This window comes from Sandarakinorhabdus sp., assembly GCF_032115815.1.
Classification (GTDB): domain Bacteria; phylum Pseudomonadota; class Alphaproteobacteria; order Sphingomonadales; family Sphingomonadaceae; genus Sandarakinorhabdus.
This window is the reverse complement of sequence record NZ_JAUMBI010000273.1, coordinates 21,301-31,365: the sequence shown is the minus strand read 5'-3', so window position 1 is coordinate 31,365 and position 10,065 is coordinate 21,301. Positions and strand designations below refer to the sequence as shown.

Genomic DNA, 10,065 nt, shown 5'->3' with positions numbered 1-10,065 from the left:
CTCCCGTCGAGCCATCCGCGCGCGATGGGCGGCAACAAGGAGTTGAAACGCCAGGCGTTCGAGCATCTGAAATTGTTCCGGGCGGCTATCTCATGAGGCGAGCGGCAGCCCTGATTGCCCTGGTCCTGGCTGGCCCCGCCGCCGCCATCACCGTGCCGCCGGCGCTGATGCCGCCCACGCCGCCGCCGCTCACCACCCTGCCGCCGGCAGCGCAGCCGATGCAAACAGTGACCGGCCTGCGCACCGGCATCACGCCGCGCCAGCGCATGGTGCCGCCGCAATTGACCGAAGAGGAACGCGCCGCTTTCCGGCAGATCTTCCTCGATCTCGATGCCGGCCGCTACACGGTGGCGGAACGCGCCCTGAACGCCCTGACTGCCACCCAACCTGCTGGCGGCCTGCTCAGCGAAACCGCCCGCGCCGCCCTCATCGTGGCGCGTGGTTCTGGGAAGCTCACACGCACTGAACTTGCGGCGTGGCTCACCGCCAATCCCGATCTGCCGCTGTCGCCAAAGGTCGCCCGCCTTGCCGATGCCCTGCCCGGCGCCGATACCGCGCCGTTGCCGCTGCTGCCGGAAGTCCGTCCGTTCCGCACCGCCAGCGCTGCCAGCTTCCGCACGGATAGCCTGCCCGCCGATGCCGATCTCGCTGCCCGGCTGAAGCCGTTGCTCGCGGCCGATCGCAATGACGAGGCGGAGCGGCTGTGGCTGGCACAGGCCCCGGCGCTGTCGCCCTTCGCCCGCGCCGATCTCGCTGCCCGTATCGCCTGGAACCATTATCGCATGGGCGATGATCTCGCCGCCTGGCGCATGGGACTCGAGGCAACCGCCGGGCTGGGACAGGGCGCATCGGATGGCGCGTGGTCAGCAGGTCTTGCTGCATTCCGCCTTGGCCGCTGGCGCGATGCCGCCGAAGCCTTTGATCGGGTGACGATGGGCCGCGACGACACGCGCGCGGCCGCTGCCTTCTGGGCCGGCCGCAGCTGGGGCCTCGCCGGCAACGAAGCCAATCGCCAGGCCCGGCTCGCCCAAGCCGCCACCTCGGTCGCCAGCTTCTATGGCCTGCTCGCCCGCCGCTCCTTGGGCGTGGATCAGGGCCTGGATTGGCGCGAACCGGATTTCATCACGGCAGACTGGAATTATCTGAAAGACGTGGCTGGCGCCCGCCGTGCCGCTGCGTTGGTGGAAATCGGCCAATTGGGCCTGGCAGATCGCGAACTCAGGCACCTCGCCGCCACCGCGCCGGCCGAGGCCTATCCGGCGATTCTGCGGCTCGCGGCGCGCCTCGATCTGCCCGCCACCCAATATAGCCTCGCCACAAGGCCGCCCGTCGGCCTTGAAGCGCCGCTCTCGGCGCGTTACCCCGCCCCCGATTGGGTGCCGTTCCGCGGCTGGCGGGTGCCGCGCAGCCTGGCCTTTGCCCACGCCCTGCAGGAATCGGCCTTCATCACCACCGCCACCAGCCGCACCGGCGCCAAGGGCCTGATGCAGCTGATGCCCGACACCCGCGACCTGGTGAACCGCCGCATCCTGAAAGAAACCCCTGATGCCGCCAGCGTTATCGGCGACATGGCAGACCCGTCCTATAATTTCGAACTGGGCCAGACCTATCTGGAAGTACTGGGCCGCATGGGGCTGACCGCCGGCCTGCTGCCCAAGGTGATCGCCGCCTACAACGCCGGGCCGGGTTCGGTGCAGACCTGGAACCGCACGCTCGATGATCAGGGCGATCCGCTGCTGTTCATCGAATCCATTCCCTATCGCGAAACCCGGCACTATGTCGAAATCGTGCTGCGCAATCTGTGGATGTATGAATTGCGCGACGGCCTGGCGCCGGCCTCACTCGATGCAATCGCGCAAGGCCTGTGGCCGCGCCTGCCCGGCATCGGCGGCGAGCTGGCGGTGAAGCGCGACCCGCTGCCCATCCGCCCCCGCCCCGAACCCGGCAGCTTCACCCCCGAAGCCTGGCCCAGCGACGATCGTGCCTTGGCTGGCGGCAAATAACCGGGTTCATTCCGGAAAGCGTTGATAGCCCGGCAGTTCGTGCGCCGTCGCCATCCAGCTGATGCGCTCGGCCAGTTGGATATGGCCGTCGGGCACGAACACATCGGGATGATCGAGCGTGGCGGACTGCACATCGACAATGCCCGGCAGATTCTCGGCGTTGCGGTAAAACATCCCGCTGCCACAGCGGCCGCAGAAATAGCGCCAGCTTTGCCCCGACGAATTGAACGCAATCGGTTCGCCCTTGGTCACCCGAAAGGCGGCTTCGGCAAAGGCGGCCCAAGCAACCACCGGCGCGCCGCTGCTCTTGCGGCAATCCTGGCAATGACAGAGCGCCACATGCTTTGGCGCACCGCTGACTTCATACTGCACCGCGCCGCACTGGCAGCCCCCTGCTTCGGTCATGCTGCCCTCCCCTTGTTGATCCTCAACGCTGCTGTGTCAGGCTCAGCAGATTGCCTTCACTGTCGTTGAACCAGGCGATGCGGGCGCCGCCATCGGGCGAATTCCAGATGCCATGCGCATCCTGGCCAAAGCCGGGATAGATCAGCATTTCAACGCCCTTCGCCACCAGCCCGGCCACGGCGGCGCCGGCATCATCCACCTGCCAGCCCAGCACCGGATATTGGCCCGGCGCCCAATCGGGCAGAGCGGTCAACCGGATAAAGCCATCGCCGCAGGGAAATTGATCACCAAAATGATCGATCGCCGGCGCGCCGATGCCGAACACCGGGCCCAGCACATCGCGGTAGAACCCCCGCGCCCGTTCGCGGTCATGCACGCAAATCATCGCCATCACCCGCGCCATCGTCGCAATCCTTCCCCCGCCGTTCATCCACCATGACAAACCGGCAAGGAACAGCTTAACGTCTTTCATGCCCCTTGATGAGTCGCTTTCCTTCGTGCCGCTGCACATCGCCGCCCTGACGGTGAGCGATACGCGCGTGCCGGCCACCGACACATCGGGCGACACGCTGGTGGCGCGGCTCACCGCTGCCGGCCATGTCCTTGCCGCCCGCGCCATCATCCGCGACGAGGTGCCGGCGCTGGTGGCCCAGTTGAAGATGTGGATCGACGATCCGGCCATCGACGTCATCATCACCACTGGTGGCACCGGTGTGACCGGCCGCGACGTCACCCCCGAAGCGCTCGATCAGGTTGCGGAAAAGATGATCCCCGGTTTTGGCGAACTGTTCCGCTGGCTCAGTTTCCAGAGCATCGGCACCTCCACCATCCAGTCCCGCGCCTGCGCCGGCTTGGCGCGCGGCACCTATATCTTCTGCCTGCCCGGCTCCACCGGCGCCGTGAAGGATGGGTGGGACGGCATCCTGGCCAGCCAGCTCGATGCCCGCCACCGGCCGTGCAACTTCGTCGAGCTGCTGCCCCGCCTGCAGGAGCGTTGAGCGGTGCGCTATTTTCTCGATTGCGAATTCAACGGCTTCGATGGCCCGTTGATCTCCATCGCGCTGGCGCCGGAACGTGAAGGCCAGGGCGATTTCTATGCCGTTCTGCCCTGCCACCGGCCGCTGCGTTGGGTGGCAGACCATGTGATGCCGAAACTGGGCGCAACACCACAATGCCGGGCCGATGTCGTGGCGGCGCTGGCTGCCTTTCTCGCCACCGATGCCGAGCCGGTGCTGGTGGCCGATTGGCCGGAAGACATTGCCCACGCCGCCGGACTGCTGGTGCACAAGGGCCGCCGCATGGTGCCGCATGTGCGCTTTGATCTGATCAACCTTCCCGGCTTTGACACGGCCACGACCAGCACCCTGCCTCACAACGCCCTGGCCGATGCCCACGCCCTGCGCCGCGAAGTGCTGACCCGCGAAGCGCTGGCGCTGGGGAATGTTGCAGCCTGAACCGATTGAGGCTGGCCGGCGCAAATTGTTCCTGATACGTTCGCACTATACTGGGGGTCGAATCCTGTGATGCGCCACGTGGGAGCCGTGCTGATGATGACGATGCTGGGCAGTCCGCTGGCCGCCGCCGAAGCAACTGGCAGCTTCTCCGTGGCCCTCACCCCCTTGCCCGCAGCCCCCGGCGGCACAGCGCAGCACCGGCTGGAAAAGCGGTTCAGCGGCGATCTGGCCGGCACCAGCGAGGGCGTGATGATGAGCGCTGGCGACCCGGGCAAGGGCATCGCCGGTTATGTTGCGATGGAGGTGGTTGCCGCCACCCTGGCCGGCCGCAGCGGCGGCTTTGCCCTGCAGCACAACGGCACCATGGATGCCAGCGGCCAGAAACTGAGCGTCGTCATCGTGCCCGGCTCCGGTACCGGCGCGCTGGCCGGGATCACGGGCAGCATGGTCATCCGGATTGAAAACCGGCAGCATTTTTACACGCTGTCCTACGACCTCCACGCTGCACCCTGAGGCGTTACGCGGGCGCGGTTCCCCGCTGAACGCGGTGTCGTCACGCTTTGGCCTCACCGCCCGCGAAGCCGATGGGGATTGGCTGAATGTCGCCACCACGATTGACAACGCGCCGCCACCACTACGCACTCCGCCAGAACGGCAAATATATGAGCGAAGTGCTGGTGCTCGGCCTGGATCTGCCCGTCGCCAACGGCGGACGGATGCCGCAGGGTCAGCAGTTACTGCGCCATGCGTTCGTAGCGTTCCAGCCGCGGCGGCTCGGTCTGCCACTGCCCCTTGGCACCGATGCTGCGCCCCGCCTCGAACAGGCGCCGCAGCGCTGCCGGTTCAAAACGGATCGGGCTGGGCTCTTCCACCGTGTCGGGAAGATAGGCCAGGTGAAACTCGGCCCGGGCGTTGCGGGCCATGGTATAGGCGCGGGCAACGGCGCGCTGCGTGATGGTGCGCAGCAGCTCGCGCACCGTGCGGCCGGCGATGCTGCCACTGTTGGTACCGCTTGGCGCATCGTTGCCGATCAGGCGCATCTGGCCGTTGACGATCGTCCACACATGCTCGTTGGCACCGCGCGGATCGACCATGTAGCTGCGCAGCAACAAACCCTGCTTGATGCTGCCATCGACATGCATGGTCGGCAAACCAGCGGTCTGGCTGATATAGACCGGCGAGAACACACCGGGGATCGCCGCCGACGCCGCCAGCACCCGGCGATAGAGTTGAATCCGGTTGGGCAATGCGGAGCTGGCGATGCGGCCCATGTCCCAAACCGTGGCCGCGCCATTGTCCAGATTGGTGGTGCCCACATACAGCCGCCGGCCCTTGCGATGTTCAGCGGCGACTTCGTCCAGCAGTTGTTCGGTGACGATGACCTCGATCATCTTCTCCAGCGGCGTTCGATCATAGACGGACGCCTTGCGGGCAAAGCCGATGATGCCGCGGCGCTTCATCACGTCCTTGTCGGTGATTTCAGTATAGGCCCGGGTGAGTTCGGCATCATGCGCGGGCCCCAGAAAGGCCAGGGTGGCCATCAGCGCCCCGGTAGAGATGCCGGTCACCACGTCAAACTGCGGCCGGGTGCCGGACGCGGTCCAGCCCACCAGCACACCGGCGCCGAAGGCCCCCACCGATCCCCCGCCCGACAGCAGCAGCACATCATTACGCTTGCCCAATTGGCGCGCCGGCGGCGGATCGCCCAGCGGCGTGCCATCGGCATCGGCCGCCGAAACAATCGCCAGCCGCGCCAGCGTTGGTGCTTCAAAGGCTTGTGCATCCGGCCGTGTGGCACAGCCGGCCAACAGCAGCAGCAGACCGCACGTCAGGGGCAGTGCCGCTCTCATCATGGCGTCCTTCCCGGTTGGCGGCGCGGTGCCGCCCCCTGGCGAGAGGCCGATCAAGCTGTCGGCAATATATATTCCTTGTACTGTTCGCGCAGTGCTGTCTTCAGCAATTTGCCGGTCGCCGTGTGCGGCAGGCTGGCGACGACCAGCACATCATCGGGCGTCCACCATTTGGCGATCCTGCCATCAAGATAGGCCAGCACGCTTTCCTTGGTCACAGCGGCACCGTCCTTGGGCACCACGAGCAGCAGCGGGCGCTCGTCCCATTTCGGGTGGTGCACGCCAATCACGCAGGCTTCGGCCACGCCCGGTGCGCCAACGGCGACATTTTCCAGATCGATGGACGATACCCATTCGCCGCCAGACTTGATCACATCCTTGGCGCGATCGACGATCTGCATATAGCCATGCGGGTCCAGCGTCGCCACGTCGCCCGTATCGAACCAGCCATCTTCAAAGGCGCTGGCGCCATCACCCTTGAAATAGCTGCCGACGATCCACGGGCCCCGCACCAGCAGGCGGCCAAAGGCAACACCGTCGCGCGGCAATTCCTGGCCATCGTCGTCAACGATCTTCATCTCGACGCCGAACAGGCCACGCCCCTGCTTAACACGAATATTGAGTTCTTCTGCATAAGGCATTGCATCGGTTTCCGGAATGCCGGTACCCACGGTGCCGAGCGGGGACATTTCCGTCATCCCCCACAGCTGCAGCACGCGCACGCCGAGCTTGTCATAAGCCTCGATCATGGCACGCGGCACGGCCGATCCGCCGATGGCCGTGCGGTTCAGCTTGCCCATCGTCTCCCCGGTCTTTTCGAGGTGCTGCATCATGCCCAGCCAGATGGTCGGCACCGCCAGCGCCAGGTCCACCTCTTCCTCCACAATCAGCTTGTGCAGTGTCGGCGGATCGAAATTGGGGCCACCCATCACCAGCTTCGCGCCGGCCGCAGCGGCCGTGTAGGGGATGGACCAGGCATTGGCGTGATACATCGGTGCAATCGGCAGCACGACAGTGCGGGCACCCATGGCAAACACGTCGGTGGCGCAGGCGGCCATGGCGTGCAGCACGTTGGAACGGTGGCTGTATTGCACACCCTTCGGATTGCCGGTGGTGCCACTGGTGTAACACAGGCCAGCCGGCGCATTTTCCGGCACATCGGTCCACGGCGTGTCCACGCTCTCGGCGGCCAGCAGATCTTCATAGCAGAGCAGGTTCAGGCTGGATTCCGGCATGTGGTCGCGATCAGTAAGCAACACGAAATGCTCTATGGTAGAGAGGCTTGGCGCCAGTTTCTCAACCAGCTTCACAAACGTCAGATCGAAAAACAGCACCCGGTCTTCGGCATGGTTGGCAATGTAGATGATCTGCTCTTCAAACAGGCGCGGGTTGATGGTGTGGGCGACACCGCCCATGCCGGAAATGCCGTACCAGCTTTCGACATGGCGCCAGGTGTTCCACGCCAGAGTTGCGATGCGGTCACCCGGCTGCATCCCCAGCCGCCTGAGCGCCCCCGCCACCTGCCGCGCACGACCGCGCACAGTGGCCCAGTTGGTGCGATGCTTCGGCCCTTCACAGCTCAGCGACACGATCTCGCGCTGACCATGATAAATCGCCGCGTGATCGATCAGCTTGCTCACCAGCAGCGGCCAATCCTGCATCGTTCCCATCATGCGCCTCCTCCCCAAATTTCCTCATGCAGCGCGCCTTTCCGGTCGCGGCACCTTGCCAATAGTTCATAGCCCCGCCGTCGAAGCGCGAAAAGGGGGCTTGACGAAAAGAACATTGCAGGAACATAAAGTGCGGAACAGATAAGGAACAGTCTGGCGATTCGTCGCTGGCAAGGGGACAAGATGATGACGATGCTGTTGATGTTGCTGGCCTGTGCGGCCGCCTGGGCCCTGGTTGGCCTCATGCTGGGTGATGCGCGCCTGGCGTTGGTCGATGCGCTGCGTGGGCAGCCGGTTCAGGGTGGCGGTTGGATGCCGTCGTCGGCACTGCTGGTGCGATCGTCGATCGTTCGCCCGGCCCGGGCCTTGACGCGGGCATAGCTGTTGATCGCCATCGGGATCGATACGGCATAAACGATGGTGATGATGGCGAGCGTTGGCCAAGGATTGGTGAACAACGCACCGGCAAGCAAGCCAATGGCCGCCAACGCCGGCAAGCGCCACGACGGCCGCAGCCGCAGCGACCCCCAGCCATAGCTTGGCAGGTTTGACACCATCAGGAACGCCACGGTGAGCGAGGTGACGGCAACCACCCCCGCGCGCACCGTAAGATCATCAAGCGCCGACGGTTCCAACCAGAAGTGCACATACAGCGGCGCCAACGTCAGGCCCGCGCCTGCCGGTGCCGGAATCCCGGTCAGGTACCCATGCTTCTTGTGTGGCTGTTCGTCCGCATCGATCTGGGCATTGAACCGCGCCAACCGCAGCGCACAGGCAATGGCATTGGCCAGCGCAATCACCCATCCAAAACGGCCTGGCAGATGCTGCAAGGCCCACAGATACAGGATCAGCGTCGGCGCCACGCCAAAGGCCGTCACGTCCGACAACGAATCCAGTTCCGCCCCGAACCGGCTACTGCCTTTCAGCAAGCGCGCGATGCGGCCATCGATGCCATCCAGCACGCCGGCCAGTAGAACCGCAACCACGGCCTTTTCCCATTCCCCGCCAATGGCAAAACGCACCCCGGTCAGGCCGCAGCACAAGGCCAGCACGGTAACGGCATTGGGCACGACAGCGCGCAGCGGAATGCCACGGCGGCGGGGCGGTTCGCGGTCGATCATCGGTTGCGCATCAGCAGGCAGGCCCCATCATTGCGCCTGCGCGCCCTGCATCAACGGCGTACCCTTAACCGCCAGCACGGTTTCGCCAGCAATGGCCCGCTGGCCCACCGCCACGGCTGGCACGTAACCGGCCGGCAGGAACACATCGACCCGGCTGCCAAAGCGGATCAGGCCAAAGCGTTCCCCCACTTTCAGCATCTGGCCGACATCCACCCACTTCATGATTCGGCGGGCCACCAGGCCGGCGATCTGGGTGAAGCCCACTCGCACACCGCTGGCATCTTCCATCACGAAATACTGCCGCTCATTCTCGTCGCTGGCCTTGTCGAGATCGGCATTGAGAAACTTGCCCGGCACATAGACGATGCGGGTCATCCGACCGGCGATCGGCGCGCGGTTCACGTGAACGTCAAACACGTTCATGAACACCGAAATGCGCATAACCTGGCCTTCGCTGAGGCCGCCATCGCCCAGCAACTGGCGCGGCACGTCGACATTGGTAATCAGGCTGATCAGGCCATCGGCAGGAGAAACAATCAGATTGTCCCCAACTGGCGTCACCCGCACCGGATCGCGGAAAAAGGCCGCCACCCAGATGGCAATGCCGAGCAGCACGAAGCTGAGCGCCGTCCATTCCAGCACCAGACCGCTGAACAGCACGGCGGCCAGCGCGATCCCGAGGAACTTGCGGCCTTCGGGGTGCATGTCCGGCAGGCGATACTTGGCGCTTTCACCGGGAACCAGCGGTAGCGGGCCGGGCGGCACTTCCGGTGGAACGGGCGGCGGCGCCGGCAGTTCGGGTTCGGCTGCCGGCGTCACCTTCAGCGCGTTCAGCTCGGCCTCAAGCTCTTCGAGCGTCAGTTTCTTGTCTGGATCAGTCATGTCTGCTGCTTTAGCCCCGTCATACGCCGCTTGGCAATTGATCGCGCATTGCGCACCGCTCGTCGATGCGCCACAGGGCGGCGATGATCCGATCCCTGCTGCTGTTCTGTGGTTCCCGCCCCGGCCATGATCCGGTCCATGCCGAGCTGGCTGCGGGCCTGGGGCGCCTGTGTGCCGAACGCGGCGTCACCCTTGTCTATGGCGGCGGCCGCGTCGGCCTGATGGGCGTGGCGGCGCGGGCCTGCAAGGATGGCGGCGGCCGCGTGATCGGCATCATCCCGCGCCTGTTGATGACCACCGAAATCGCCCAGGACGGGCTTGACGAACTGCACGTGGTGGAGACGCTGCACGAGCGCAAGGCGCTGATGCACCGGCTTTCCGATGCCATCATCGCCCTGCCCGGCAGCATTGGCACCCTCGACGAATTCTTCGAAAGCCTGACGTGGCGCGAACTGGGCATTCACGACAAGCCGATCTGGCTGCTGGGCGGGAACGGCTATTGGGACCCGCTTACGGCGCTGCTCGCCCATATCAGCGCCGCCGGCTTTGGCCCGCCGCATTTGGCTGCGCTTGCCGAACCGCTGGACAATCTGGCGACCCTGTCGGAAAAGCTTGGATAAAGCAGCGGCTGACACCATTGACCGGCCCGCCTGCCACCCCCTAGAACGGCTGCTACAAAC

At 65.2% G+C, this 10,065-nt stretch carries 11 protein-coding genes; 5 read left to right on the top strand and 6 right to left on the bottom strand.

All coding sequences use genetic code 11. The annotated features are described in order from the left end of the window. The first annotated feature begins 92 nt into the window (after positions 1–92). A complete protein-coding gene (locus tag RT662_RS15815) occupies positions 93–2,003 on the top strand; it encodes a lytic transglycosylase domain-containing protein (protein ID WP_313671651.1) in 1,911 nt (636 codons plus the stop codon). Between the two features lie 6 nt (positions 2,004–2,009). On the opposite strand, the gene RT662_RS15810 is transcribed toward RT662_RS15815, so the two are convergent. Both RT662_RS15810 and RT662_RS15805 read right to left on the bottom strand, forming a co-directional pair. After that, complete coding sequence (locus RT662_RS15810) at positions 2,010–2,408, bottom strand: GFA family protein (RefSeq protein ID WP_313671650.1); 399 nt, start codon at positions 2,406–2,408, stop codon at positions 2,010–2,012. 22 nt (positions 2,409–2,430) lie between these two features. Continuing rightward, positions 2,431–2,880 carry a VOC family protein gene (locus RT662_RS15805; RefSeq protein WP_313671649.1) on the bottom strand — a complete coding sequence of 150 codons (450 nt, stop codon included), beginning with the start codon at positions 2,878–2,880 and terminating at the stop codon, positions 2,431–2,433. Between RT662_RS15805 and moaB the strand changes: the two genes are divergently transcribed. The 3 genes from moaB to RT662_RS15790 all read left to right on the top strand — a co-directional run bounded on the left by moaB (position 2,879) and on the right by RT662_RS15790 (position 4,375). After that, positions 2,879–3,406, top strand: a complete 528-nt coding sequence (gene moaB / locus RT662_RS15800; protein ID WP_313671648.1) for a molybdenum cofactor biosynthesis protein B — start codon at positions 2,879–2,881, stop codon at positions 3,404–3,406. The genes RT662_RS15805 and moaB overlap by 2 nt on opposite strands. 3 nt (positions 3,407–3,409) lie before the next feature. Next, on the top strand, positions 3,410–3,862 hold the full coding sequence (locus RT662_RS15795; RefSeq protein WP_313671647.1) for a hypothetical protein: 453 nt from the start codon (positions 3,410–3,412) through the stop codon (positions 3,860–3,862). A gap of 93 nt (positions 3,863–3,955) precedes the next feature. Further along, a complete protein-coding gene (locus RT662_RS15790; protein WP_313671646.1) occupies positions 3,956–4,375 on the top strand; it encodes a DUF3224 domain-containing protein in 420 nt (139 codons plus the stop codon). A gap of 221 nt (positions 4,376–4,596) precedes the next feature. Here RT662_RS15790 and RT662_RS15785 read toward each other — a convergent pair whose 3' ends face one another. The 4 genes from RT662_RS15785 to RT662_RS15770 all read right to left on the bottom strand — a co-directional run bounded on the left by RT662_RS15785 (position 4,597) and on the right by RT662_RS15770 (position 9,385). Next, positions 4,597–5,712: a patatin-like phospholipase family protein gene (locus tag RT662_RS15785; protein ID WP_313671645.1), complete on the bottom strand. Its 1,116-nt coding sequence runs from the start codon at positions 5,710–5,712 to the stop codon at positions 4,597–4,599. Positions 5,713–5,765: 53 nt separating this feature from the next. Continuing rightward, a complete protein-coding gene (locus RT662_RS15780) occupies positions 5,766–7,385 on the bottom strand; it encodes a long-chain-fatty-acid--CoA ligase (protein WP_313671644.1) in 1,620 nt (539 codons plus the stop codon). Positions 7,386–7,678: 293 nt separating this feature from the next. Beyond that, the gene (locus tag RT662_RS15775; protein WP_313671643.1) at positions 7,679–8,503 is read right to left on the bottom strand and encodes a phosphatidylcholine/phosphatidylserine synthase; all 825 of its coding nucleotides are present in this window, start codon (positions 8,501–8,503) and stop codon (positions 7,679–7,681) included. A gap of 27 nt (positions 8,504–8,530) precedes the next feature. Further along, a complete protein-coding gene (locus RT662_RS15770; protein ID WP_313671642.1) occupies positions 8,531–9,385 on the bottom strand; it encodes a phosphatidylserine decarboxylase in 855 nt (284 codons plus the stop codon). An 83-nt stretch (positions 9,386–9,468) separates the two neighbouring features. Here RT662_RS15770 and RT662_RS15765 point away from each other — a divergent pair, with 83 nt between their 5' ends. Then, positions 9,469–10,005, top strand: coding sequence for a TIGR00730 family Rossman fold protein (locus RT662_RS15765; protein ID WP_313671641.1), 537 nt, complete (start codon positions 9,469–9,471; stop codon positions 10,003–10,005). The last annotated feature ends 60 nt before the right edge of the window (positions 10,006–10,065 follow it).

What these genes read in the sequence shown, in the direction of transcription:
- RT662_RS15775 (WP_313671643.1), bottom strand. Translation starts at nt 8,503, where the DNA reads ATGATCGACCGCGAACCGCCCCGCCGCCGTGGCATTCCGCTGCGCGCT.
- RT662_RS15815 (WP_313671651.1), top strand. Translation starts at nt 93, where the DNA reads ATGAGGCGAGCGGCAGCCCTGATTGCCCTGGTCCTGGCTGGCCCCGCC.
- RT662_RS15785 (WP_313671645.1), bottom strand. Translation starts at nt 5,712, where the DNA reads ATGAGAGCGGCACTGCCCCTGACGTGCGGTCTGCTGCTGCTGTTGGCC.
- RT662_RS15810 (WP_313671650.1), bottom strand. Translation starts at nt 2,408, where the DNA reads ATGACCGAAGCAGGGGGCTGCCAGTGCGGCGCGGTGCAGTATGAAGTC.
- RT662_RS15765 (WP_313671641.1), top strand. Translation starts at nt 9,469, where the DNA reads ATGATCCGATCCCTGCTGCTGTTCTGTGGTTCCCGCCCCGGCCATGAT.
- moaB (WP_313671648.1), top strand. Translation starts at nt 2,879, where the DNA reads ATGCCCCTTGATGAGTCGCTTTCCTTCGTGCCGCTGCACATCGCCGCC.
- RT662_RS15770 (WP_313671642.1), bottom strand. Translation starts at nt 9,385, where the DNA reads ATGACTGATCCAGACAAGAAACTGACGCTCGAAGAGCTTGAGGCCGAG.
- RT662_RS15780 (WP_313671644.1), bottom strand. Translation starts at nt 7,385, where the DNA reads ATGATGGGAACGATGCAGGATTGGCCGCTGCTGGTGAGCAAGCTGATC.
- RT662_RS15790 (WP_313671646.1), top strand. Translation starts at nt 3,956, where the DNA reads ATGATGACGATGCTGGGCAGTCCGCTGGCCGCCGCCGAAGCAACTGGC.
- RT662_RS15805 (WP_313671649.1), bottom strand. Translation starts at nt 2,880, where the DNA reads ATGAAAGACGTTAAGCTGTTCCTTGCCGGTTTGTCATGGTGGATGAAC.